Consider the following 26,800-nt stretch of genomic DNA (forward strand, 5'->3'; position numbering starts at 1 on the left):
ATTAATGAGCGTTGTTTAAAGAATACAAAGCAAAGCTTCCTAACCAATGTGTACCACTATAATTCCCATCAACAATACTTGGTAACGATGTGTTTATATGATCTGTTGCTATATTTTTTAAATGGGTGTATTCAGGTAAACTCTCACTTATTCTATACAAACACCAAGATCTGCTAAAATTTAAACCATCTAAATGAACCAATTTACCATCAGTTCTATCAGACACTTTCCCTGGTTCTAATTGATATTCAGGGTCTGTTAATTCTGGAAGAAAAGCATCAAACCAAATTTTAAATTCTTCCGGACTGTAAATTTTGCGCATTAAATTAGCTTCCTCCAAACAAGGAGAAAGAAAATCAAAACCATTAGGCTCCCAACTTAACGGACAATCACTGTCATCAGCATAAAAGCGAAGTGCCGCCTTTTTAATTGATTCAGATAATTTTGTGTCAGATAATGTAATTGCATAATCTAAAGCAAATGAAAGTCCGAATGCTGTGTTAGTATGTTCACCTACACGTAATGGATAGTTTAATTTTGGTAAAAATGTAATGTAATTTTCAGTAATTAAATTTGTCAGAGGCTGTAAATTTGCTTCTAGTTCTCTTGCTATAGGATCTTCCCAAGTATGTAATTCTTCTGCTAATTTTAAGACCCAAGCCCAACCATAAGTTCGTTCATACGAACTATTGCCTTTCATATTAAAGTAAGCAATTTCATTAAGTATATTATCTTTAGAGATATTGACACTTAATTTTTCTTTAATAAGGTTAGCTTCATCAATATTTGGGAATTGTTTTAATAATGATATTAAAGACCAATGCCCATGCACAGATGAATGCCAATCAAAACAGCCATAAAATGCTGGATGCAATTCTTTGGGCGTTTGTAAATGCGTAATATCGTTTAAAGTTTGGTTTAATTTATTAGGATATTCTACTTGTAAACATTCTAATGGTAAACTAGCTAACCTGTTGGCTTCTTCAAGGGTAAGTGTGGGTAGTGTTTTTAAAACTATAGGTTCTGTTGTTGTTTTCTCTTCTTTTTGTTTACAGCTAGCTATTGTAATAACAACTAAACATGTAGAGACTAATTTACGAATCATTTAAAATAGTTTACTTATTCAGGTTAAATATAATTAGATAAACATAATTAATAGTTAAAATTGCAAGATAATATCGATAAGCTACACTCCGCGGATGTAGTTCATCTAAAAGTTTGCAGTTCGTCTAAAAGTCAAAATAATTATATAATATTTCTAAAATGCTACGGTTATAATAGTCCCGAAACTTATTTAACCTACATTAATGAAATGTTTAGAATGTAACAACAAACTAACTCATGCAGAACATACAAAATCTATGGAAAATTACGGTGTAGAACTCTGTAATAGACATAGGTTACGAATTGATCAGTTGGTTTTAACAAAAAGTACGCCCAAAGAGGCTATACAACTATATTATGCCTTAAAAGAGGCTGGTATTGCGGCTATGCTCGAATGGTGGGATGGCAAAAAATCGGTTGATTTAGCTATTAATCGAGTTAAACTAAATATAGAAATTGACACCAATTATAATACCATTACCCATGAACAAGCTATTCTAGATTTGGAAGAGGCCATGCATTCTTTTAAAAGTGGATTCACTACAATTCGAATTCCGCATGTAGTTGTAAAGTATTATTTAAAAGATACCGTAAAAAACATACAAGGCATTGTTGAAGGTCTTAAAGTAAACATTAAAGTGATTACTTAAATATTTGACAAATAACAGAAAACTTATAAAAACGGAATTATCAATTGATAATTCCGTTTTTAGTTTCTATAAATATTATTTAAATGATTCTATTTTTATTAATGAATCAGTTCCCAAGTGTTTATCATCTTTATTGTAATACCAAGCTCTAATTTTTGGTATTTTAAAACTTCCAAAAGTTTCAATTCCGTTTAAAAGAATATACTCTCCATCATTGATTGTTTCATCATGAAAAAACTGATACACTTCCATTGCATAGGTATTTGGGTCAAAATAAAAATACCAAATATCATTACCTACATTTTCTTCATACGTCACCTTTAATACTAAATATTTTTTTCCTTTAAATACTTTTGTCTGTATTTCAGAATTTAATTGTACACCCTCATCTTTCAATTTCATTGGAAGACCGTATAAATATAGGTAATAGTTCTTCATTAGTTCGGCACGTTCACAACTCAACCGATGTGTTTTTTTTTCTTCTTCAGAAATGTTTTTACTACCGTTTAATTTAATATTGCAGTCATCTTTAGCTATGGTTTGTTTAATTTTTATACTATCTGATATTGTCACTATTTCAAAATACTGATTCGGTAAATCAATTTTAATTTCACTTAGTCTTTCTCTTCCATCAGGGTATTCCATCGAAATAATTAGTTTTCCTTTGAAAGTAGGCCAAAGATTATTTGGATCATGAAATGCTATAGATTTATCTAACAATTCAGAAGCTGTAAGAACTTGCGCTTTTGAAGTTTGTAAACCTAAAATAAAAATAAAGAAGGAAAAATATTTTATCATATTTAATTTATTTGAAAATTACCCTAACCAACCATCACGATCTAAACTACGGTATTGTATGGCCTCACCAATATGCATGCCTTGAACATTTTCAGAACTATCTAAATCAGCAATTGTTCTTGCAACTTTTAAAATTCTGTCATAAGCTCTTGCAGAAAGATTTAAGCGTTCCATTGCGTTTTTTAAAAGCTCTTTTGAAGCTTCATCCATTTTACAATAAGTTCTAATTTGTTTGGTATTCATTTGTGCATTGTAGTGTACATTTTCCATTGTAGCAAAACGTTTGGTCTGCAATTCTCTTGCTGCAGTTACGCGTTTTCTAATATCAACACTACTTTCTCCTTTTCGTTCTTCTGATAATTTTTCAAAAGGTACAGGTGTAACTTCAATATGAATATCAATACGGTCTAATAATGGACCAGATATTTTACTTAAATAGCGTTGCATTTCTGCAGGTGAAGATGTTACTGGAGCATCAGGATCATTAAAATAACCTCCGGGACTCGGGTTCATACTTGCGACTAACATAAAACTACTTGGATATGTTACTGTAAAACGTGCTCTTGAAATTGTTACTTCTCTGTCTTCTAGAGGTTGACGCATTACTTCTAAAACACCACGCTTAAATTCAGGTAATTCATCTAAAAATAGAACGCCATTATGCGAAAGTGAAATTTCACCAGGTTGCGGATATGCACCTCCGCCAACAAGTGCAACGTCAGATATTGTGTGATGTGGCGAACGAAATGGTCGTTGATTCATTAAACCCATATTTTTAATTTTACCAACTACGCTATGTATTTTAGTAGTCTCTAATGCTTCATGCAAAGTCATTGGGGGTAAAATAGATGGTAAGCGTTTAGCAAGCATAGTTTTACCAGCACCAGGAGGACCAATCAAAATAATGTTATGTCCGCCAGCTGCAGCTATTTCCATACAACGTTTAATACTTTCTTGACCTTTCACATCAGCAAAATCAAACTCAGGAAAATCTAGCGTTTTATAAAACTCAGCTCGAGTATCAATTATTGTTTGCTCTAGCGGAGTATTATTATCAAAATATTCAATAACTTCTTTGATGTTTTCAATACCATATACCTCAAGTCCGCTAACAATTGCTGCCTCTCTTGCATTTTCCTTAGGTAATATAAAACCTTTGTAGCCTTCTTCTTTTGCTTTAATTGCAATGGGCAACGCTCCTTTTAAGGGTTGTAAGCTACCATCCAATGATAACTCGCCCATAATAATATACTTTTCTATATTATCTGATTTTATTTGTCCAGAAGCAGTTAATATTCCTAGAGCAAGTGTTAAATCGTACGCAGAACCTTCTTTACGTAAATCTGCCGGAGCCATATTAATAGTTAGCTTTTTACCTGGAATTTTATATCCATTATTTTGTAAAGCGGCCGCTATTCTATAGTTACTTTCTTTAATAGCATTATCTGGCAAACCCACTAAATGATATCCGATACCTTTATCGACATTAACTTCAATAGTAATTGTTGTGGCTTCAACACCAAAAACGGCGCTACCATAAACTTTTGTAAGCATTTATTCTATTTTGCTTAAAAATAGGTAAATAAAATTAAATGTTAAAAACTGTTAAATAGTATTATTTAGGATTAAGGACTAACAAAGACTCTTTGGTATTTATAATTTCTTCTTTGTTCAATAACATTTTTCTAAATTTTCCTTGAATATACATTTCAGCTTGGTCTTTATAATGTTTACTAAACGGATTACCTGATTGTCCTGTTGGTAGTATACTCGTACTATTTTCAACATCAGAAAAATCAATTACTCGGCGTGTTGACGGTCCAGATGTTACGTTATAATACCCATCTTCAGTATACGAAAAAGATAAATTATTAATCACCTCTCTTGTTCCGTGTACAGGGAAAGGACCAACGTTAAAAAAAGATTTTAATGCTTCAACTTTGCCAATTGGGTGTTCATGTTCTAAAGTGTGTACCTTATTCCATGTCCATGTTTTATAATCATTTCCTAAAGTTTCCACCAATTCTTTATATGACTGTTTGAATGCGTTGGTTACAACAACAGTTTTAGTTTCTATTTCTGAAGTATTAATATCATCCCACCAAACAGATTCTTGCTTTTTAGCCATTGGAGCGATAGTTCTTTTTAAAAAATGTGTAGCCATTAAAGCTGTAAATTGTTCTTTACTTAACTCATCTCTAAACGTATATTTTAAAAAGTTGTAAATCCATTTTTGATAGACCGTACTTTCAATACTATTAAGAGTTGCTTCTCCACTCCAATTTTTTATTTTACTGATTAACTCTTTTTCATTGGATGATAGCTTTGTGAAATCTAAATCAGCAATTAAGTTCCTCAAAACTTCGTCATCAACAGCAGATGTAACATCAGTAATCATTTTTTGAATATTAGCACTACTCCAATTATTTTTTGCATCAAGTATTTCTGTAATTCTTTTTGCTCTATTTTCTGGTAGATAATAACCTGGATAAATCTTACCATTTAAAGCTTCTGGTTGATTATTTGCAGAATACACATAGTTATTTGAAGGGTTTACAGCATTGGGGTTATGAGAAAAATCTAAATATTTAATAATTTCATTTTTACCAGAACTACCATTTAAAATGAATTTGGTATTCACACTGTCTGGCATCTGAAATATTTTAGCGGTCGCAAACCACCCAACATTTCCATCAGCATCGCCGTACATTATATTAAGTCCTGGTGCATGAATACCTTTTAAAGCATTTTTAAAATCTGTTATATTATCTGCATGTATAATTTCATTAAAAGCGTCTAAAGTTTTATTTTCATTTGAAGTATACACCCATGACATTGCGATAGGTTTTTCACTTTTAACCTGATCTGCGATACCATTTAATACAGAGCCATGAATTGTTTTTTTGTATGAAAATTTTACATCCTCAGCATCTTTAACTTTAATGGTTTTGGTTACAATTTCATATTTTTTCCATTCTCCTTTGTAGTTGTATTGCGTACTATCAATTGGATTTTGATATTCTTCATAAAAATTAATATCATCATTTTCAAACATGGTTAAACCATAAGCGTTATTCCTATCATGGCCCAAGAGTGGAAATGGAACACCTGCTAAATGGTAACCGTATTTTTCATAAGTTGGTGTGCTTACATGTGCTTCATACCAAACAGAAGGTTGTGAAAAACCAATATGTGGATCATTAGCAAAAATCACTTGACCATTCTGTGTTTTTTCTGGAGCAATTACCCAGCTATTACTGCCTTCAAATAAGGGAACTGGTAATTTTTCTAATGCTGAAAAAGCAAGTTGAGAAACTCCGTATTTAATATCAGACTGTTCAAAAGGATAATTTTTAATAGTTGTTAATGTACTATCAGTACCCACTTCTAAATCTTTCAAATATGCGTCACCTAATTTATTTTTAATTTCCGTTAATAAAGGGTCTGTTTTATGACCCATTGCGAAACTAAATGCCATATAGCCAATGGTATTATAAACATCTTCAAATGTAAACGGCTTTTTCTCTACACCAGTTAAATAGAATTCTATTGGTGTTGCACCATTCTCTAAAAATTGATTAACACCATCTAAATATGCTTGTGTTAACCTATAAGTCTGCGAACTTTTATCAATTGAGGCAACTGTTTTTTTTGTGGCTTCATCAATGCCTAATGAAAGTAAAAACTTATCCGTTTTAAGCATATCAGAACCAAAAATTTCTGATAATCTACCTGTTCCAATTCTCCTAAGAAGTTCCATTTGCCAAAGTCTATCTTGAGCATGTACATAGCCTAAAGATCTAAAAGCATCTTCTTCTGTTTGCCCATAAATATGAGGAATACCATAGGTGTCATAATATATTTGAACCTTATTGTTTAAATGTTTTATTTCTAAATCACCTGAATAATTAGGCTTTAAAGTTTGCACAAAAAAATATAGTCCTAATGCAATTACAGCAATTAAGACTATAGTATAAATTCCTATTTTTTTTAATGTTTTCAAGCTATTATCTTTTCACGAAAGATAAAACTATTTGAACACTAATTAAAATGCTATTATAATGTTTAATATAAGTTTAATTATTTTTCGACTCACCAAACATCTCTGTGAAAATGCCTTTGACATGTGCCGAAGACATTTGCATTGCCTTAGCCATTTTATTAATCATAAGTAATTCAGATTCATCAATGTTTCCATCTGCAGCAGCAACTGAAATAGCACATTTTATGATAACCTCTTTGCCATGGTCATTTAATGACGGACCTACTTTTTTCAAATACGTAGTAACATCTTCTTTTTCTTTTTTTACCTGCTCAATATAGTTTTCTAAATGAGACATCGTTAAATCGTTTTTACCGAACTTATTGATAATCTTTAACACTTGTTTTTTCTCATTATTGTCAATAACACCATCGGCTAACATTATCAATACCATAGAATGTCTAATGGCTTTCTCATACGTTGCCATAAACTGCTCGTTATTTGAATTGGCATTGTTATTTAAAACTCTTAATATATAGGTTCCTTTACAATTGCCGCACTCTACATATTCACCTGCACTACCTAGCGGAATTAATGGAATAAAATATAAAGTGAAAAATTTAGTTACTTTTCGGTGTCGATATGGTTTACTTTGTTCGCATTGTGGACAATGAAAATCGCCTGACTTAATTGTAGATTTAATACCAGTTGTTCCGAATATAATCATAATGTTTAGGATTTGGTTAACTCATTATTTTGATAGTTTTTACTTGTTATTGGTTGTATAATTTGCTATCATTAATAATTACAACGTTCTTATTTTAAAATAGTTGTATTAAAAACAAAAACCTCTTTAACTGTGTAGCTAAAGAGGTTTAATAGTATTGAATGTTTAATTTTAATTAGGAGGATAACAAAGTAAAATTTTAGATTCGGTTTTTGAAACATAGGTAATTTCTGAAATTGCGGCAGATATAAATATTTCATCACCTTGAGTGTATTCATATTCTTTTCCTTCACAGATTAAAACACCATCACCTGAATATATAACTGCTACATAAAATGAAGCGCCACTTTTAACGGTGTGTTTTCCATTTAGTAATAACTCATTTAAACCAAAGCAATTGGTATGCTTTTTATTAAATAATGTTCTAAAAGTAAACTCATCTGAACTTTCTAAAACTTCAGGTATTATTTTCCATTCCGTTAATGCTTCTTCTAAAGTATAATTGTCATAATGGAAACACTCTAACATTTTTTCTTCTCCAACCCCTTGATGAATTAATTCTGGTCCTATTTTTAAACCATTAGGAGTTGTTTTTTCAACACGCATGGTATAATCAGTTGGCTCTTGAACTTCCATTAAAAAACAACCAGAACCAATAGCGTGCGGTACACCACCATAAATCATAAAAGCATCACCAGCTTTTACTTCAATTTTATGAAGGCAATTAAGCATACCTTCAATATTCTGATCTTCAAAATGTTTTTTCCACTCATCTCTAGTAACGTGTTTTTTAAATCCCATATAAACGACACTTTTTTCGCCGTCTATTTCTCTAGTGTTTAAAACATACCAAGATTCTGTTTTACCAAATTCTGAATTAAAAACAGTTTTCGCATATTCTTTATCAGGATGTACTTGAACAGTTAGTCTTTCTTTAGAATCTAACATTTTAATTAAAACACCTGTAGTTCCAAATTTATCAGCTAGCTCTTTTCCTAAATACAATTCTAAATTCGAATTTATCAAATCCTTCAAAGGAATCTCTCCTTCTTCAGTTGCTATAAGTGATAAACCTTCATCATCAGGCCTATTATTTCCTCGTGCAGTAACAGCAGACATAATCCATTCTTCAGGAAAACTTCCATCTGTTTCAGTAGTTGTTTTTTTCCATCTATCAATTAAAGCACCACCTTCATAAGTTCTCCAAACTCTATTATTAAGTTGTTTTAAAGGTATATGTGCGTATTTCTGTAAGTGTTCACTCATGTTTTTAATATAAATTGAATGTAAAAAGTAAAGTTAAGTTGTAAATTTTGCCTATAAAAATTTAAAGACCAATCTTTTAATAGAATTATATGAAATTTATGAAACCTACAATTGCAACGTAGAGCATATAACAGTTAAAAATAAAAGTAGCACCTAGAGCAATGTTCATCCAGATACTAATTTTATGATTTTTCATAAAATCTGATTTATTTAAAAGTATGATTAAAAATAAAGTTATAAGAGGCATTACAAAAGGACTAAGTGCTTGTGATGCAATTAAAATCCAGACTGGTTTACCGCCTAAAACTGGTACTATTAAGCCAGATAAAGCTACTAAAATAACAATACCCTTAAATAATGGTCTTTTCATATTACGCTTAGTTCCTGTATAATCTGCAATTAACCATGGGAATAATAATAGGTTCGGAAAAATTGAAGATAAACCAGCACCAATAATACCAAGAGTGAATAAAGTTAGAGCAAAATCCCCTGCCCAAGGCCCTAGTGCTTGCATCATATCAGTAGCATCATCAACTGGAGTCTGACTAAAATAAAGGGTACCAGTAGCACTTATCATAATTGCTAAACTAATAAAGAAGGTCATTATCATTGAAGACATTGCATCTTTATTTTCTTTTTTCAAATCAGTTATACCCCAGTCTTGTTCTTGTACCAAAATGCTTCGTGAAGCTAAACAAACACCTGCCATTGTAGTACCAACAATACCTGCAATTACAAGCCCGGTATTATCACCAGTAGGAAGTTCAGGAAAAAAATCAACCATTGCTTTACCAGATTCTTTAAGAACCATTATACTTGTGAATATGAAAGCTAATGCCATAAAACCTACCATTATACTCATTGCTTTTATAAAATTCTCATGCTTACCTGTCCAAAAAAGACCTATTAAAAGTGCAATAAAAAAAAAAGAAACCACTGGTCCGTTTAAAAATGAAATGGAAGTATTTACTGAAATCCATTTCATAGTAACTTCCGCAACAACGCCCATTACACCAATACATGAGGAAACTATTGATACTAATAAGGCTGTAATAATGAATATGGTAATAGGTTTCCCAAATGTTTTTTTAAAATTATACATTAGGGTTTGTCCTGATAGAATTGTCAATTTACTAATAGAAATTAATAAAAAGTACGTAAAAAAGCATGATAATAACAATGCCCAAGATAAGCTTAACCCGTATTTAGCGCCCGAAACCACCATTGAGGTTACACTCCCCGTACCAACTACATAACCAATAATAAAAAAAGCCGGACCGAAATCTTTAAGCTTTTTTTTTATTTTTTCTGAAAAGGTAAGGGTGTTTGTTGTCATAATAAAAATATTTTAAATTGATATTTGTTGAATTGTCAATTTAAGTATAAATTTATAATTACAAGCCTATTTACTTTCTATATAAAATGTTAAAATTTAAATGGAAGGTTTACTTGTTTTAAAAAAAGTTTGCATAACATTATTAAATGGGTTTTAAAATTTAATTTAATAGGTGCAATTGTTTATTATAAAATTCTATAGCAAAAATTACACCTATAAATCTTGAGCCTTTTTGAAACAGTTGCATTATAAATTTTGTTCTTTCTGATCAAGAATTTTGAAAAACTCATCTCGGTTTGATTTATCTTCAAACAGACCACCATACTCTAAGGTTGAAGTAAAACTATTTTTATCTTTTATTCCTCTTGAAGAAACACAAAGGTGTTTAGCACTAATTAAAACGATAATGTTATCAGTGCCTAGTACAGATTTTAGATCATTGAAAATTTGTAATGATAATCTTTCTTGAACCTGCGGACGATGAGAATAATAATCAACTAGGCGGTTAATTTTTGATAAACCGATTACCCTTTCTTCTGGAATATATGCTATATGGGCATAACCAGTAATAGGCAAAAAATGATGCTCACAAGCAGAATCAATAGTAATGTTTTGTTCTACGAGCATTTTTTGATAACCATACTTATTTTCAAAAGTAGATAGCTTTGGTTTATTTTTAGGATTTAAACCATAAAAAAGCTCTTTTACGTACATTTTAGCAAATCTATATGGTGTGCCTGATAAACTATCATCTGCTAGGTCTAAGCCTAACTCAGTCATAATTTTGCCAAAATGATGCTGTATATTTTTTATTTTTTCGTCATCTGACTTATCAAATGCGTTAGGTAATAAAGGAGTATCTATATTTGAACCAATATGGTTATCCCCTATGCTTTCAACTTCTTCTTTATTCATTATTTACACAACATTTATTTGTTTTACATTGGCAGTAGTTTAGGTTATAAATATGTAATACTGCTAGAATTACAGCAACAGAATACATCACTATTTCAGGAATAGGAAACAATTCTAATTTTTCATTCACCATGGTTGTAAAAAGTATTATCCAACTTATCCACAGTGCTTTTTTTATAAAGTGACTACTTGTTGTTTGCGATGATTTATACACTGCCAAAAAGGAGATAACTATAAAAATAATATCTATCCATCCCCACCAAATTGGTTTATTAGCGATTGCCAATGTGGCTGTGGATTGTGCTATGAACAAAAATGGGGTAGCTACACAGTGTATTAAACACAATGTACTTGCTAATGCTCCCCAAGTATCAGGTTTTTTTATTGTTAAATTCATTTTTTATTATTAATGCAACTAAGTTGCAAATATAAACATTGTTTGTTAATACAACTAAGTTGTATTAAATTTGTTTTATGGGTATTATAAGAAAAACACAATCGGTAGCATTATTACTAGACGAGTTTAATACAAATTCGGGTGCTATTTCGGTAACAACATTGAATAAACGATTAAATTCTAACCTTAATAAATCTACTATTTATCGGGTGTTAGATAAACTTGAAGATGATGGAGTATTGCATTCTTTTTTAGGCGATAATGGTATAAAATGGTATGCTAAATGTGAGGGTTGTAGCCATGATAATCATAAAGATATTCATCCCCACTTCCAATGCGTTGTTTGTGGTAAAGTAGATTGTTTGAATGTAGATATAGTTGTGCCTAAAATTCCAAATCGTGAAATTAATTCGACTGAAATATTGATAAAAGGTAAATGTGAAACCTGTTTAAATTAATAGCTATTTAATTTAGAGTAATCGATTTAATATATTTTGGCCTTCTTCCCAAAATTTTAAATCAGATTCTGAATTTATATGCCCTTTAGCTCCAATATTTACAAACTCACTATTCCATTGCTGTGCAAAATATTCAGCTCGTTCTAAACTTCCAAAAGGATCATTTTCACTAGCTATCACAATTGATGGCGATGATAATTTACTTAAAGGCATCGGAGCAAAATTCCTAATTATATCTGGTGTATGCGCTGGAGAATCAATATCAGCTGGCGCGACTAATAATATCCCTTTTATATTTGGATTGCCATGTAAAGCATCCCAATGTGCAACTAATGAAACGGCTAAACTATGTGCTACTAAAATAATCGGTTCTTCAATTTTTTGAATAGTATTATTTAAGTTTTCTAACCAAGATGCTAGTTTTGGTGCGTTCCAATCATCTTGTACCACTCTCGTTGAATTTTTGTATTTTTTTAACCAATACGATTGCCAATGATTTTCATCAGAGCCACCAAGACCAGGGATAATTAATAAATGTGTATTCGATTCAGTCATAAGATTTAAAATAAACTTATGACTAAAATATGAATATTTATGCAATTACTTTTTCATGAATTTTTTCAAAGGCTTTATAAAGCTTTCAAACTTTTCAATATGTGGTAAATGACCTATATTTTTAATTTCTACCAATTTCGCGTTTGGAATTCTTTCTTTAGTAATTTTTCCTAACTCACTATATAATCCCATTGTTTTTCTAACTTCATCAGAAACTAAGGGTTTTCCTAAAGCAGTTCTATCTCTTGTACCTATTATTAATAATGTTGGAACAGAAATATTTTTGAACTCATACACTACGGGCTGTGTAAAAATCATATCATAAGTAAGCGCAGCATTCCAAGCAAGTCTTTCGTAATCAGAATTTAAAGTCCAACCTGCTAATAAATTCACCCATTGATCATATTCTGGTTTCCATTTATTATCATAGTAATTTACCTGCTGATATTTTTTAATACCCTCATAGCTCTTTTTAAGTTCATTTTTATACCACCATTCTACGGGTTGATACGGAACTTTTAATTTCCAATCTTCTAAACCTATTGGGTTTTCTAAGATAAGTTTTTCAGTAATATCCGGATACATTAAAGTAAAACGTGTGGCAACCATTCCGCCCATAGAGTGACCTAAAATCATTGTATTACTAATCTTTAAAGTATCAAGAAGTGTCCTGGTATTATACGCTAATTGTTGAAATGTATAATGAAAATGTGATGGCTTTGAAGATTTACCAAAACCAATTTGATCTGGAACGATAACTCTATAACCTTCTTTGGTTAATGCGTCAATAGTAGTTTTCCAATATGCCCCATTAAAGTTTTTACCATGAAAAAGTACTATGTTTTTTCCATTGTAATTATCTGGCTTAACATCCATATAAGCCATTTTTAAATCTTGATTCTGAATGTTTAATTCTATTATTGAAACAGGGTAAGGGTATTCATAGTTTGACAATTCAGTATCTAACCATTGAAGATTATCAGATTGTGCAAAAGAAAATTGAAGGGTTATTAGTAAAACTACCAATATGCGTATGTTTATTCTCATGATATATACTTATGATTAATTCAAATACTAATTAAAATTAATCATCTTTTAAACCAACAAATTACTTATGCTTGTTTAATTTTTGAAAATAACATTTCATTAACTTTTATACTATAGCAAACTAATTTCTATAATATCTTTTTAGGAATAATTTTTCTAGTCCACGTTTTTATACGCTTTAATTTGGTCACTTCAGTATCCGGATTAAAATCTAATGTAGTTTCCCAAGAGTTTTCAGGTTTATATTCTTCTTCCATGCCATTTAAAACACCAGCTGCTATTTTTTTAGAATTTACTATAACAATACACTCTGTGTTTAAGTTTGCACTTCTAGGGTCAAGATTAAAAGTACCTATTACAGTTGTTTGGTTATCTACAACCATAGATTTTGCATGAAGTCCGAAAATTGGTTTGTCTTTTAAAGTTGCTTGCAACTCCCCTGTCATTATTCGCTCACGTTCAGCAGCATCAGGTCTAAATTCATATATTTTAACACCTATATTTAATAACTCTTCTCTATCAGATTGATAACTGCTAAAAGCTTCTAAATTGTCGGTTGAAGCCAGACTGTTGGTTAGTATTCTAATTTCAACTCCACGGTCTATAGCTTCTTTAAATAAGTTTTTCCCTAAATCGGTCGTAATTAAATAGGGTGTTTGAATGTTTATTGATGATTTAGCATTTTTGACCAAATCAATTAATGCACTTGTGGTAACTCCACCAGCATAAAATTCTTTTTCTTTATTGTTCTTACCTGGTATATCAGATATAAAGTTAACATCATCTAACCAAACCAAATCACCAGATTCTTTAATGGTATTAAAAGTACTTGGTAACAATGCAATTCGGGTCCTTATTTGTGGCCAAAAATTATTTGGGTTACAAGCATATTCATGAAGCTTATCAAAACTATTTTCAGAGTATTCCGTATCCGGATTTTGTTTAACTACTTTTTCAACATTTACACTAATTGGATTATTCCAAAATTCATTAAATGAAGTACTTACTTTTTTAGATTCTTTCCCTAAAATTAAAATATCACGATCTCTAAAATTATATTTGTGATCATAATCAAAGTACTCGTCTGCAATATTTCTACCGCCAGTAATTACTATTTTACCATCAACATTAAATGTTTTATTATGCATTCGTTGGTTGGCACCTTTAAAGTCGGTAGAAATTTTGTAAAGCTTATTAAAAATATTTTTACCCAAGTTCATGCCTGGGTTATATATTTTTACAGTTATATTTTCGTGTGATGCGAAAGTCAAGATATCTTGTTTGTCTGCTTCTACCATTATATCATCAACAATGATTCTTATTTTAACACCTCTATCAGCGGCTCTAATTAAATAATCGCAAGCTATAAGCCCTACGTTATCAGTAGAAAAAATAAAATACTGTATATCAATTGTTTTCTCAGCATATTCTGTTAGCCAAGCTCTTGCAATCATTGAGCCACTGCCGTCCTCTAAAACATAAACTCCTGTTTTAGATTCCATAAGATCTTCTAACCCTTCAAGTTCTTTTGAAAGTGAAGTGCTTTCATCTCGGTGAATTTCAGAACAAAAATCAGTAACTACAGTCTGTTTTTTAGTTTCATGACAAGAAGTAAACAATAGTAAAATTGTAATAAAAACAGGGTTGAATTTTAAAATCAATGTATAAAATTTTAACATACGTTATGTGCTAACGTATTTATGATTGGTAAGTTGTATGAAACCAAACAATATCTATTTACTCCCTAAAATTTACCAGACCTTTTTCTAACCAAGCCTTATAGGTTTCCACATCAGTATATTGAATTGAAGCATTTAGAACTTCTAAATCAGGGGATAACACTACGTAAAAGGGCTGTGAAGCGGCATTAAAGTTTAATGTTTGAAAAGTACCCCACTTCTGCCCTATGGTCTTAATAGTTTTTACACGACCTGTTTCGTATTTAAATTCAAACTGCTCATTTTCTGGCAATTCTTTACGGTCATCAACATACAATGATATTAAAATATATTCATCATTAATTATTGGAAAAATACTTGGGTCACTCCAAACATTTTCTTCCATTTTGCGACAGTTTACACATGCCCAACCCGTAAAATCTAACAAGATTGGTTTATTTACTTTTTTAGCATAAGTAACACCTTCTTCAAAATCTTTAAAACAGGTAACACCAAGCGGACAGTCATTTTCATGTTCAACTAAACTATAAAACTCTGGTGGCGGAAAACCACTCAATAATTTTAACGGAATTACTTTTACTAAGCCCAATACCAAATACAATACAAATGCAATACTAATTACTCCAATAATTTTTCTAATTGTCGCTAATTTTTGTTTTGGTCCGTCATGTGGAAAACGGAAGACACCTAATAAATAAAGTGATAAGAGTATAAAAATTACAATCCACAATGCTATAAACACTTCTCTTTTTAAAATTCCCCAATGTCCTACTAAATCAGCATTAGATAAGAATTTAAGTGCTAGTGCAAGTTCTAAAAATCCTAAAACAACTTTTACTGTAGTCATCCATCCTCCAGATTTAGGTAATGAATTTAACCATGCAGGGAACAATGCAAAAAGTGCAAATGGTAACGCTAAAGCTGTACCAAAACCTAGCATTCCTGTAGATAAATTAGTAGCAACATCGCCTTCTGCTAATGCTGTACTTCCTAATAAACCACCTAAAATTGGTCCTGTACATGAGAACGATACAATGGCTAACGTTACTGCCATAAAAAAGATGCCGATTACACCACCTGCTTGTGATGATGCGCTATCCATTTTGTTTGCCCATGAACTTGGTAACGTTAATTCGTAATAACCAAAGAATGAAAAGGCAAAGAACACAAATATGATAAAGAAAACGACATTTAACCAAATGTTAGTTGCAATTGTATTTAGTATTTGAGAATCAACTGAATCAAATAAATGAAACGGCAAACTCAATAAAAAGTAAATTAAAATAATGAAAAAACCATACAGAACAGCATTGGTAATACCTTTGGTTTTTGATCTTGATTGTTTGGTAAAAAACGAAACTGTTAAAGGAATCATTGGAAAAACACATGGAGTTAATAAAGCTATCAACCCGCCTAAAAAGCCTAAGCCAAATATCATTAATAAACTAGAATCAGCATCTAATGAAACACTTTCGTTAGTAGCTAACAATCCTTTGTTTTTTAAGTCTAAAATTAAATCTTCGCTTAATATAGCGCTACGTTCATCAATACTTTTCTCTTCCAATTGTAATGGCTCAGAACCTAAATTGAAAATAAACTCTTGCTCGCCAGGTATACAAACATCTTTACATACTTGGTAATACAATAACACCTTAAGCAGTTTTACGTTAGTGTTCAGTACTTTTATTTTTTGAGTAAACGTTAGCTTTTCTTTGAAATAGGTTTCGTCAACTTCAAAAATATCATTAAAAGCTGTGATTGTTTCACTCTCTAATGTTGGCCCTACAAGCTCATAATCTTCACCTGCTTTTTCAAATGTAAATTCGCTTGGTAATGAACCTCCTGGTGCTGTGTGTTGAGAATATACGTGCCAATCTTTTAAAATATCAGCTTTTAATATTAATTCAAATTCAGTATCAGAAATTTTATTTAATTCTTGAGTCCATAAAACTGGTTCTTCTTCTGTTTGAGAAAAGCCTAGAAAACCAATAAAGAAAACGAGAATTGCTATTATATTTTTAATCATGTTGTACTGAAATCTTTAATATTTGTTTTGTGTTTTTTGATACTTTAAAACGGTTATCTGCTCTTTTACAAATAACCCAAACTATTTGATCACTTGAACAAAGTAACCACTGACGTTCTTTATCAAATAAACTATATTTTTCGTCTTTATAAAACTTACTTATTTTTTTTACACCCTTCATACCAAACGGATGAAAATAGTCGCCAGTTTTCCATTTTCTTACAGTCAACGGAAAGTTTAAAGCCTCTTTATCAACGTAAATTATTGCTGCTGAAGTATCTGAAATTTCAGAAACTACTTCTAATTTTAAAGATATAGGGTGCTCCAATTCTAATATATCTTCTTTAATAAAATAAACATCAGAAGTATTTGTCGTTAGTTCTTGGAGTAAAAGGTGTTCTCTATCTTTTAATAAACGGTGGGTATTTGAGTGTAATTCTTTACCACTCATGGCTTGCGTCAATACAATAATTGCTGAAGCATCCGTAAAACCATAAGGTTGAAATAGATGGAACAGATATGTTTCTATAGGCGTTAAAGCATGTAATTTATTAATTTCTATAGCAATTACATTTTCTTTTTTTATAAACAAATTAGTTTTTAATCTTTCAATTTCATTAGTTACAATTTCAAAACTATCATTTAAATAGTTCTGAGTCTGTAAAAAATTTGCTAAAAATGTAGGGTGTAGTTCTTTTAAATTAGGTACAATAGTATGACGAATATTATTGCGCAAATATTTAGTTTCAGCATTGCTCTTATCTTCTCTCCAATCTAAATTATGTGTTTTTGCATAACTATTAATTTGAGTCCTTGAGAAAGCCAATAAAGGTCTTGAAATAGTTTTTGTTTTTTCAGGAATACCCGTTAAACCCTCAATACCAGTACCACGAGACAGATTTATTATAAAAGTTTCTAAACTATCATCAGCATGATGCGCTGTTACTAAAGCTGGAATATTCTCTTCAACCATTAATTTAGAAAACCAATCGTAACGTAACTCACGTGCGGCAATTTGCAATGAAGTTTTATGTTTCTTCATGTATGCCTTAGTATCAAAACTAGTTACGTAAATATTTCTTTCTAAAGTAGTCGCTAAATCTCGAACAAATTGTTCATCAAGGTTACTCTCATCTCCACGTAGATTAAAGTTACAATGCGCAAAAGTAAAGTTCAGGTTTAATGAATTACAAAGATGCGCTAAAACAACACTATCAATACCACCACTACAAGCTAAAAGAAAAGAGTGTTCTTTAAGGTTTTGAAACTTATTAGAAATATGATTTTGAAACTCTTGTAACATTTGGTAAAAATACACAAGAAAACCAAGAAAAACACAACTGTTAACAGTCTGTTATATTTTTAGTTTTCGAGTACTTGGCGCATGGCTTTGGCTTTTAATAAACATTCTTGATATTCCCGTTCTGGTGTTGCTTGTGAAGTAATTGCACTACCTACTGAGAATGATATGTATGGTTTTGAATCATTGTATAAAATACTCCTAATTACAACGTTAAAATCAAAATCACCATCAGGTGTAATGTAACCCACAGCTCCGCTATACAAACCTCTTTTAAATGCTTCTAGTTCCTCAATAATTTTCATTGCAGATACTTTTGGAGCTCCTGTCATACTTCCCATCGGGAAAGTAGATTTTATAATATCAATCGGGTTTTCATTAGAAGCAACATGCGCTGTAATGGTAGAAATCATTTGATGAACTTGATCAAAAGTGTACACTTTGCAAAGCTCCTCTACAACTACACTACTTTTTAGTGCTTTTTTTGATAAATCATTCCGCACTAAATCAACAATCATAATATTTTCAGCACGTTCTTTATCGTCGTTTTCTAAATTAGTTTTAAGTTGCTCATCTTCAATTAAATTTGATGAACGCTTTGCGGTACCTTTAATAGGCTGTGATATTAATTTAGAAGCTTCTTTTCGTAAATACCTTTCTGGCGATGCAGAAAGTAAATATTTATCATTCAGTTTTAAAAAACTTGTGAATGGTGCTGTAGATATTTTATTAAGTTTTTGAAAAGTTTTTTCAGGATTAATTACAAAATTTTCAGCATAAAATTCTTGACAAAAATTAGCTTCATAGATAGCACCATGCTTAATTTTTGCAAGCATTTTTGTTACTTGCCTATAATATTCATCTTTAAAAATTCTCATTTTAATATGAATATCATCTTGTGCTGTTGGTGTTGGTGTTGAAAAATTATGATCGCCAGCTAAAATAGCTTGATAATCTTCTTCAATCTCATCATCAACCATGTTTAAATAATCAAACTCTAGCTCATTAGCTATAATTTTAATAATTTTTTTGGGTTGAAAAAAATATAAATCAGGAAAAGCAACGCCATCATAGTTTGATGATGACAGTTGCTCTATGTCATTTTTTAAATCGTAAGATAAATATCCAAAAAGCCAATCATTAGTTTCTTTCTGATAGGTTTTTAAATCTTCAAAAGCATTTATATAATCCGTTTTTAATGATGTTAAAGCATCTGTTGCCAACAAACCATCAAAAGAACTATATTTGTTTTTATGTGAATTATTATCTAACCAAACAACTTCATAATACTGTTGCGCCCATTGTAATATGGATGCTTTTATGGTTGTTATATCTACAATTTTATAAGAAACCTTTTTTCGCAATTTCGACTTATAATTTAGATAAGAATAAGTCTAATGCCTCTTGGTGTTTTTCTTTTAATTCAGCATTTGAAATTCCAATTTCAGAATCAAAATTTTCACCAAATAATGGTAATGAGAAAATAGTAACCACTTCGCCACCAAAACGAGAAACCAATTTACCGGCAGTTTCTAAAGCACTAATAGCTCCTCTACCTCCACCAGAAGTTGCCATTAATAACACTTTAGTATCTATTAAAAAATCACGGTCTAATCTTGAAAGCCAGTCTACTAAATTTTTAAAATATGCAGATGGCTCACCATTATGTTCGTTAACAGATAAAATTAAGCCTTGAGAACCAGCAATATAACTTTTGAATTCAACTAACGAATTTATATATCCATTATTCTTTTCTTCATCATAACTATACATCGGGAATGGGTAATCAGCTAAGTTTAAAACTTGTGTTTCATGTTCTTTAATTAATGAAGCGGTATACTTTACTAATTTTAAATTGATTGATACAGAAGAGTTACTTCCTGCAAATGCTAAGATTGATGCCATAGTTTTTTTAATTAATGATTATTACAACGAAAATACCGCAAAAAGCATTAATATGTATATAATTTAATTAATTTTACAACGTTTAACATCTAAACTAGCTGTTTAACAAGTATATAGAGTATATTAATATTATGATTAGCAAATCTAACAGACTTTATTTTGTTGATGCCATGAGAGCTTGGGCCATACTAATGATGCTTCAAGGGCATTTTATTGATGGTTTGCTTAGTAATACTTTTAGAGATAGTTCTAATATTTTTTATAATATATGGTTGTATTTTAGAGGAATAACAGCTCCTGTGTTTTTTACAGTATCTGGTTTTATTTTCACCTATTTATTGATTAAGGGTGATAAAGTTGGGTTTGAAAACCCAAGAGTTACTAAGGGCATTAAACGTGGTTTGCAACTAATTTTTATAGGTTATTTATTAAGACTCAATTTTTGGGGATTACTTTTTGGTCATATTTATAAGTCCTTTTATTTTGTTGATGTTTTACACTGTATCGGATTCTCTATTTTAGGGATTATTAGCCTTTACATAATTTCTAAAAATAGAAAGATTTTATTTCCTGTTTTGTTAATAGGAATTACTATTCTTTTGTTCATTTTTGAACCCAATTACAAGAATTGGTCTTATGGTATCTTACCAGACACATTAGCGAATTATTTTACAAAGTCAAACGGATCGGTTTTTACAATATTCCCATGGTTTGGTTATGCTACTTGTGGTTCATTTTTAGCGGTTCTATTCAATAAATTTAAAAATTTTAAATACTTATACCCTACTGCAATTGTCACTTCAATTACATTAGGTCTAATGTTAATATTTCAATCGTCAAAAATATTTTTATTTTTAGCGCAACAAACTAAATTTCAAGTGTTTGCCGACATCTTTTTCAACAACTACTTGTTTATAAGGTTAGGTGATGTATTTTTGGTTTTTGCCGTATTTATGTTGGTAAGAAAATTGTTTACAAACAAAACTTTACTTAAAATAGGTCAAAGCACTTTATCTATATACGTAATACATTATATTTTATTATATGGTAGTTTTACAGGTATTGGTTTGTATTTCTTTCTAAACCATTCGTTAAGTCCATTACTTACAATTTCGGGCGCTTTGTTGTTTATGTTTTCGTGTACATTTTTTGCATTAAAATATGAAACATACAAAATAACAATTAAAGCATTTATACGATTAAAGGTTAGAACAATTTTACAAGAGATTGCACCTTGGTCATTTGCCACATATCGTTTGTATAAACTTTACATTTTTAAAGCTAAGCGATTCGCTTTAAGTCTATTTAGACCAGTTAAGGATTAGTATTTCAGTTACTTATTTCACAGTCTTTGTGCTATTTTCACTTCAAAAAAATAATTATGAGTGAAGAAAATTACGCGCCTATTGCCACAGATTTAGAAAAGGATAAAAATTATAATTGGTGTACTTGTAAACATAGTTCAAACCAACCTTTTTGTGATGGTAGTCATAAAGCACATAATGCTACGCCACCAATGCGTTTTTCAAGTGATGAAGATAAAAAAGCATATTTATGTACTTGTAAACTAACTAAAAATCGACCGTATTGCGACGGAAGTCATAAAAACTAGAACAAAAAATGCCATCTAAAATTTAGATGGCATTTTTTTTATTTAAAGTCTTATTTCTTAAACGTGAATAGCTCTATCTTCAGTAGCAGCTAACGCCGCTTCTTTTACAGCTTCAGCATATGTTGGGTGTGCATGACTCATACGCGCGATATCTTCTGCAGAAGCTCTAAACTCCATTGCGGTAACGCCTTCAGCAATTAAATCTGCTACACGAGCTCCAATCATATGAACCCCTAAAACTTCGTCAGTATTTTTATCAGCTAATATTTTAACAAAACCATCAATATCTCCACTTGCTCTAGAACGCCCTAAAGCACGCATCGGAAAAGAACCTGATTTGTAAGCAACACCTGCTTCTTTTAATTGTTCTTCTGTTTTACCAACAGCTGCAACTTCTGGCCATGTATATACAACACCAGGAATTAAATTATAATCAATATGTGGTTTTTGACCTGCTAAAATTTCAGCAACTAAAGTACCTTCTTCTTCAGCTTTATGTGCTAACATGGCCCCTTTTATTACATCGCCAATGGCATAAATGTTAGAAACATTTGTTTGTAAATGTTCGTTTACCGCTACTCTACCTCTTTCTTCTAATTGAACACCAGCAGCTTCTAAATTTAAACCTTCAGTATAAGCGTGACGACCAACAGCAACTAAACAATAATCACCTGTAAATGAAACTTCTTCTCCTTTTTTGTTATCTGCAGTAACCGTAACTTCATCACCATTACGTTCAACAGATTTTACTTTATGAGAAAGTGCAAACTTTACTTTTTGTTTTTTAAGTGATTTCATTAATTCTTTAGAAAGTGCACCGTCCATACCAGGAATAATTTTATCCATGTATTCAATAACAGTAACTTCAGCACCTAATCTTTTATAGACTTGACCAAGTTCTAAACCAATAACACCACCACCAATAACAAGCATGTGTTTTGGTACTTCTTTAAGTTGTAAGGCTTCAGTAGAAGTTATAACTCGTTCTTTATCTAAAGTTATAAATGGTAACGTAGATGGTTTAGAACCAGTTGCTATAATTGTATTTTTAGCCTCAATAGTATCAGTAGTGCCATCAATCTTTTTAATATCAATATGTGTAGCATCTTTGAAAGACCCCAAACCTTCAAAAACATCAATTTTATTTTTATCCATTAAAAAATTGATTCCCTTAGTTGTCATATCAACAACATTATTTTTACGAGAAATCATTTTTTCAAGATTAACTTTTATTTCACCAGGAACCTCAATTCCGTGATCTTCAAAATGCTTTACAGCATCATCGTAATGGTGTGATGAATCTAATAATGCTTTTGAAGGAATACAGCCAACATTTAAACAAGTACCACCTAGAGTAGAATACTTTTCAATAATTGCTGTTTTCATTCCTAATTGCGCACAACGTATTGCTGCTACATATCCTCCAGGTCCTGAACCGATAACGGCTACATCATATAAACTCATAATTTTTTTTGAATTGTTGTTTTGTGTACTAACAAAATTAGCATTATTTTCTGGTTTAGAGTAACCAGATCATCTAAAGTTCTGTTATATTCTTCATATTAAATAGATATTGCTGTGGTATGCTTAACTTCTGCAATTACAAATGAACTTTGTGTACTGCCAATATGATTGATTGCGGTTAATTTTGAAACTATAAATTCACGATATGCCTCAATATCCTTTACATTAATTTTTAACATATAGTCATAATCACCACTTAAGTGCAGACATTCCGATATTTCGGTGAGTTTTATAATGTCTCTTTCAAAATTAGAAACATACTTTTTTGTATGTTGGGTTAGCTTTACATGGCATAATGCAGTGAACCCTTTTTCAATTTCTTTTTTGTTTACTAAGGCAACATATTTTTGAATTACACCATTTTTCTCTAATCGTTTAATACGCTCATAAACTGCTGTAACAGATAAACCTAACTTTAAAGCATACTCTTTAGTTGTCTTTTTACAGTCTTCTTGAAGTAAGGCAAGTAATTCAATATCAATAGTATCAAAATTCATTTAGATGATTTTTCAGTATTTGAAGGCAAATATAGATATAAATAAATTTTAAAACTATACAACATATATTAAGTAGTTTTATTTTCTATATTATCTAATAATTATTGACAAATAAACTACATATATCTACTTTTAAAGACCAAAGAGATTCAATTATGAAAAATGATATGGTTAATAAATTGCAAGATGTTCAACAGTTTGGAGAATTTGGAGGTGTAAACCCTTCGATATCAGATTCATCTACATATACGTTTATGAAGGCAAAGACTATGTATGACACTTTTGAAGGAAATACAGAAGGTTGCTATTTATACAGCCGTCACACGACACCCACAAACCTTAATTTAGCAGAAGCTTTAGCTGCACTTGAAAGTACTGAAATGGCAAATGTTTACGCTAGTGGTATGGGTGCTATATCATCAGTTTTATTACAATTATGTAAAGCAGGAGACCATATTGTAAGCAGTAGAACTATTTATGGTGGAACATATGCCTTAATGAAGAATTTTTTAAACAAATTTAATATCAACACCTCGTTTGTTGACACAACTCAGATTGATATGGTTGAAGATGCTATTTCAGAAAACACTAAAATGATTTACTGTGAAGCTGTTAGCAATCCACTTTTAGAAGTTTCTGACATTAAGGCTCTTGCCAAAATTGCAAAAAAACACAATATACCTTTAGTTGTTGACAACACCTTTTCTCCACTATCCATAAGCCCTGCTGAATTGGGTGCTTCTATCGTAATCCACAGTCTTACAAAATTTATAAACGGCACAAGTGATGGAGTTGCAGGAGTTGTATGTGGTACAACTGAATTTTGCACCAGTTTAAAAGATGTTAATTTTGGCGCCGCTATGTTATTAGGGAGTACTCTAGATGGCTTGAGGTCTTCATCTATTTTGAAAAACATGCGAACGTTACATTTAAGAATAAAAAAGCATAGTGAAAATGCATTGTATTTAGCTCAAAAATTTGAAAAAAATGGCATTCATGTCTCTTATCCTGGACTAAAATCACATGCTGGTCATGAAACCTATAATAATCAAATGAATATGGAATATGGTTATGGTGGATTATTGACTTTAAATGTTCACACTTTGGAAAATGCAAATAACCTTATGGAATTAATGCAAGAACATAAGGTTGGTTATTTGGCGGTAAGTTTAGGTTTTTATAAAACATTATTCAGTGCGCCAGGTACCTCTACATCATCAGAAATACCATTAGATGAACAAAAAAGTATGGGTTTATCAGAAGGGTTAATTCGTATTTCTATTGGTTTAGATAATGATATTGAAAAAACATACGAATCAATTCACAATTGTATGAAAGAATTAAACTTGTTACCAGAAAAAATAATTGCAGTATAAACGCGCATTTTTACGCTTGCAAAAAAGAGACCAAAATCGTAATATTACACGATAACTAACATACATTTAATGCAAGACAATAGTTTGAACCCCTCAGGGCCTGAAAATGAGCATATCGTACAAAATAAACAATTAAGTATTTGGGAAGCTTTAATACCTGTTATAGCTTTAGTAGCGATGTTAGCATTTAATGTATTTGTTTTTGGCGATGATGCATTAAGTGGTTCAAATCAATTTGTACTTTTATTAGGTGGTGCTGTAGCTGCTATTGTTGGTTTTTTTAACAAAGTTTCTTACAAGCAAATGATGGAAGAGGTTGCTGAAAATATAAAATCAACTTCTGGAGCCTTGTTAATACTATTAATGGTTGGTGCTTTATCTGGTACTTGGCTAGTAAGTGGTATTATACCTTCTATGATATATTATGGTTTGCAAATATTAAACCCGACCATATTTTTAGCCGCTTGTGTGGTAATATGTTCTGTAATTTCTGTTGCTACAGGTAGTTCTTGGACAACATCTGCTACCGTAGGTATTGCTTTAATTGGTATCGGAAACACTTTGGGAATATCAATGGGTATGACGGCAGGAGCTATTCTTTCAGGTGCTTATTTTGGTGATAAAATGTCTCCATTGAGTGACACAACTAATTTGGCACCAGCAATGGCAGGTGGTGAATTATTTGAGCATATTAAATACATGTTTTATACAACCTTACCAACAATTACAATTACACTTATTGTTTTTGTAATTATTGGTTTAAACATTGAAACTTCAGGTACTGCAGATACTGAAGCTATATTAACTTCTATTGATAAAACATTTAATATTAGTGGCTGGTTATTTTTAGTTCCTATTGCTGTTGTTGTTATGATTTTAAAAAAAGCGCCTCCTCTTCTAGCGTTATTAGTGGGGACTTTATTAGGTGGAATTTTCGCTATATTTTTTCAACCTGAAATTGTAACTAATATCACTGGCGCCACAAGTTTAACTTTTGAATCTGCCTACAAAGGTATTATGAATGCTATAACTGTTAAAACTTCTATTGCGACAGATAATGAAACGTTAAGTGACTTATTCACTTCAAAAGGAATGGCTGGAATGTTAGGCACCATTTGGTTAATTTTATGTGCTATGGTTTTTGGTGGTATTATGGATGGTATTGGGGCTTTAGCTAGAATCAGTCAATCATTATTAAGCATTGCTGAAAGCACATTTAGCTTATTTGCAAGTACCGTTGCTAGTTGTTTAGCATTAAATGTAACGGCATCGGATCAATATTTAGCATTAGTAGTGCCTGGTAAAATGTTTGCCCAAGCATATAGAGATAAAGGTCTTGCGCCTGAAAACTTAAGCAGAACTTTAGAAGATTCAGGTACTGTAACTTCTGTGTTAATTCCCTGGAATACTTGTGGCGCATACCACAGTAGTGTTTTAGGTGTTCCTGTAGCACAATACTTCTTTTATGCAGTATTTAATTGGTTAAGTCCTTTCATGACCTTGTTATTTGCTGCATTACAAATTAAAATCAAACAGATTACTTCTGAAAATACTTCGCAGTAATTTGAGTTAATATTATAATTAATTGACTGAAAGCTTATTATAGATTTATTTTAAAGCGAAAAAATACAGTATTAATAAAACTT

At 31.0% G+C, this 26,800-nt stretch carries 24 protein-coding genes; 6 read left to right on the forward strand and 18 right to left on the reverse strand.

Annotation, left to right across the window (positions count from 1 at the left end):
* Position 1: 1 nt before the first annotated feature.
* Positions 2–1,105: a DUF2891 domain-containing protein gene (locus KO500_RS13800; RefSeq protein ID WP_215957147.1), complete on the reverse strand. Its 1,104-nt coding sequence runs from the start codon at positions 1,103–1,105 to the stop codon at positions 2–4.
* A 202-nt stretch (positions 1,106–1,307) separates the two neighbouring features.
* Here KO500_RS13800 and KO500_RS13805 point away from each other — a divergent pair, with 202 nt between their 5' ends.
* Positions 1,308–1,754: a hypothetical protein gene (locus KO500_RS13805; protein ID WP_215957148.1), complete on the forward strand. Its 447-nt coding sequence runs from the start codon at positions 1,308–1,310 to the stop codon at positions 1,752–1,754.
* Between the two features lie 75 nt (positions 1,755–1,829).
* On the opposite strand, the gene KO500_RS13810 is transcribed toward KO500_RS13805, so the two are convergent.
* The 8 genes from KO500_RS13810 to KO500_RS13845 all read right to left on the reverse strand — a co-directional run bounded on the left by KO500_RS13810 (position 1,830) and on the right by KO500_RS13845 (position 11,175).
* Entirely contained in the window at positions 1,830–2,552 is a 723-nt protein-coding gene (locus tag KO500_RS13810; RefSeq protein ID WP_215957149.1) for a DUF6503 family protein, read from the reverse strand.
* Positions 2,553–2,570: 18 nt separating this feature from the next.
* Entirely contained in the window at positions 2,571–4,106 is a 1,536-nt protein-coding gene (locus KO500_RS13815) for a YifB family Mg chelatase-like AAA ATPase (RefSeq protein ID WP_215957150.1), read from the reverse strand.
* 61 nt (positions 4,107–4,167) lie between these two features.
* Positions 4,168–6,555 carry a penicillin acylase family protein gene (locus KO500_RS13820; protein WP_215957151.1) on the reverse strand — a complete coding sequence of 796 codons (2,388 nt, stop codon included), beginning with the start codon at positions 6,553–6,555 and terminating at the stop codon, positions 4,168–4,170.
* Positions 6,556–6,628: 73 nt separating this feature from the next.
* The gene (locus tag KO500_RS13825; RefSeq protein WP_215957152.1) at positions 6,629–7,261 is read right to left on the reverse strand and encodes a TerB family tellurite resistance protein; all 633 of its coding nucleotides are present in this window, start codon (positions 7,259–7,261) and stop codon (positions 6,629–6,631) included.
* A gap of 171 nt (positions 7,262–7,432) precedes the next feature.
* Positions 7,433–8,527 carry a type I phosphomannose isomerase catalytic subunit gene (locus KO500_RS13830; RefSeq protein ID WP_215957153.1) on the reverse strand — a complete coding sequence of 365 codons (1,095 nt, stop codon included), beginning with the start codon at positions 8,525–8,527 and terminating at the stop codon, positions 7,433–7,435.
* Positions 8,528–8,612: 85 nt separating this feature from the next.
* Positions 8,613–9,863 carry an NRAMP family divalent metal transporter gene (locus tag KO500_RS13835; protein WP_215957154.1) on the reverse strand — a complete coding sequence of 417 codons (1,251 nt, stop codon included), beginning with the start codon at positions 9,861–9,863 and terminating at the stop codon, positions 8,613–8,615.
* Positions 9,864–10,109: 246 nt separating this feature from the next.
* Positions 10,110–10,778, reverse strand: coding sequence for a GTP cyclohydrolase I FolE (gene folE, locus KO500_RS13840; protein WP_215957155.1), 669 nt, complete (start codon positions 10,776–10,778; stop codon positions 10,110–10,112).
* Positions 10,771–11,175: a MerC domain-containing protein gene (locus tag KO500_RS13845; RefSeq protein ID WP_215957156.1), complete on the reverse strand. Its 405-nt coding sequence runs from the start codon at positions 11,173–11,175 to the stop codon at positions 10,771–10,773. The genes folE and KO500_RS13845 overlap by 8 nt, the downstream gene beginning before the upstream one ends.
* Positions 11,176–11,252: 77 nt before the next feature.
* Between KO500_RS13845 and KO500_RS13850 the strand changes: the two genes are divergently transcribed.
* Positions 11,253–11,633, forward strand: coding sequence for a Fur family transcriptional regulator (locus KO500_RS13850; RefSeq protein WP_215957157.1), 381 nt, complete (start codon positions 11,253–11,255; stop codon positions 11,631–11,633).
* A gap of 12 nt (positions 11,634–11,645) precedes the next feature.
* Here the strand turns inward: KO500_RS13850 and KO500_RS13855 are convergent, their stop codons facing one another.
* The 7 genes from KO500_RS13855 to KO500_RS13885 form a co-directional block, all read right to left on the reverse strand.
* The gene (locus KO500_RS13855) at positions 11,646–12,188 is read right to left on the reverse strand and encodes an RBBP9/YdeN family alpha/beta hydrolase (RefSeq protein ID WP_215957158.1); all 543 of its coding nucleotides are present in this window, start codon (positions 12,186–12,188) and stop codon (positions 11,646–11,648) included.
* Between the two features lie 45 nt (positions 12,189–12,233).
* Positions 12,234–13,235 (reverse strand): alpha/beta fold hydrolase, encoded by a 1,002-nt coding sequence (locus KO500_RS13860; RefSeq protein WP_215957159.1) that lies wholly within the window; start codon positions 13,233–13,235, stop codon positions 12,234–12,236.
* Positions 13,236–13,363: 128 nt separating this feature from the next.
* On the reverse strand, positions 13,364–14,896 hold the full coding sequence (locus tag KO500_RS13865) for a phospholipase D family protein (protein WP_252732510.1): 1,533 nt from the start codon (positions 14,894–14,896) through the stop codon (positions 13,364–13,366).
* A 76-nt stretch (positions 14,897–14,972) separates the two neighbouring features.
* Positions 14,973–16,940: a protein-disulfide reductase DsbD family protein gene (locus KO500_RS13870; protein ID WP_215957161.1), complete on the reverse strand. Its 1,968-nt coding sequence runs from the start codon at positions 16,938–16,940 to the stop codon at positions 14,973–14,975.
* On the reverse strand, positions 16,933–18,243 hold the full coding sequence (gene tilS, locus KO500_RS13875; RefSeq protein ID WP_215957162.1) for a tRNA lysidine(34) synthetase TilS: 1,311 nt from the start codon (positions 18,241–18,243) through the stop codon (positions 16,933–16,935). The genes KO500_RS13870 and tilS overlap by 8 nt, the downstream gene beginning before the upstream one ends.
* Positions 18,244–18,302: 59 nt before the next feature.
* On the reverse strand, positions 18,303–19,604 hold the full coding sequence (locus tag KO500_RS13880) for an anthranilate synthase component I family protein (protein ID WP_215957163.1): 1,302 nt from the start codon (positions 19,602–19,604) through the stop codon (positions 18,303–18,305).
* 7 nt (positions 19,605–19,611) lie between these two features.
* Positions 19,612–20,145 carry an NADPH-dependent FMN reductase gene (locus tag KO500_RS13885; RefSeq protein WP_215957164.1) on the reverse strand — a complete coding sequence of 178 codons (534 nt, stop codon included), beginning with the start codon at positions 20,143–20,145 and terminating at the stop codon, positions 19,612–19,614.
* Positions 20,146–20,276: 131 nt separating this feature from the next.
* Here KO500_RS13885 and KO500_RS13890 point away from each other — a divergent pair, with 131 nt between their 5' ends.
* Together KO500_RS13890 and KO500_RS13895 are read left to right on the forward strand one after the other, a co-directional pair.
* Positions 20,277–21,470: a heparan-alpha-glucosaminide N-acetyltransferase domain-containing protein gene (locus tag KO500_RS13890; protein ID WP_215957165.1), complete on the forward strand. Its 1,194-nt coding sequence runs from the start codon at positions 20,277–20,279 to the stop codon at positions 21,468–21,470.
* A gap of 56 nt (positions 21,471–21,526) precedes the next feature.
* Entirely contained in the window at positions 21,527–21,757 is a 231-nt protein-coding gene (locus tag KO500_RS13895) for a CDGSH iron-sulfur domain-containing protein (RefSeq protein ID WP_215957166.1), read from the forward strand.
* Positions 21,758–21,814: 57 nt separating this feature from the next.
* Here KO500_RS13895 and lpdA read toward each other — a convergent pair whose 3' ends face one another.
* Together lpdA and KO500_RS13905 are read right to left on the reverse strand one after the other, a co-directional pair.
* Positions 21,815–23,221 (reverse strand): dihydrolipoyl dehydrogenase, encoded by a 1,407-nt coding sequence (lpdA, locus tag KO500_RS13900; RefSeq protein WP_215957167.1) that lies wholly within the window; start codon positions 23,219–23,221, stop codon positions 21,815–21,817.
* A gap of 98 nt (positions 23,222–23,319) precedes the next feature.
* Positions 23,320–23,778, reverse strand: coding sequence for an Lrp/AsnC family transcriptional regulator (locus tag KO500_RS13905; RefSeq protein ID WP_215957168.1), 459 nt, complete (start codon positions 23,776–23,778; stop codon positions 23,320–23,322).
* A 155-nt stretch (positions 23,779–23,933) separates the two neighbouring features.
* Here KO500_RS13905 and KO500_RS13910 point away from each other — a divergent pair, with 155 nt between their 5' ends.
* Both KO500_RS13910 and nhaC read left to right on the forward strand, forming a co-directional pair.
* A complete protein-coding gene (locus tag KO500_RS13910; protein ID WP_215957169.1) occupies positions 23,934–25,154 on the forward strand; it encodes an aminotransferase class I/II-fold pyridoxal phosphate-dependent enzyme in 1,221 nt (406 codons plus the stop codon).
* A 69-nt stretch (positions 25,155–25,223) separates the two neighbouring features.
* Entirely contained in the window at positions 25,224–26,717 is a 1,494-nt protein-coding gene (gene nhaC / locus KO500_RS13915) for a Na+/H+ antiporter NhaC (protein ID WP_215957170.1), read from the forward strand.
* Positions 26,718–26,800 lie beyond the last annotated feature (83 nt).

This window comes from Cellulophaga baltica (assembly GCF_018861125.1).
Classification (GTDB): domain Bacteria; phylum Bacteroidota; class Bacteroidia; order Flavobacteriales; family Flavobacteriaceae; genus Cellulophaga; species Cellulophaga baltica_A.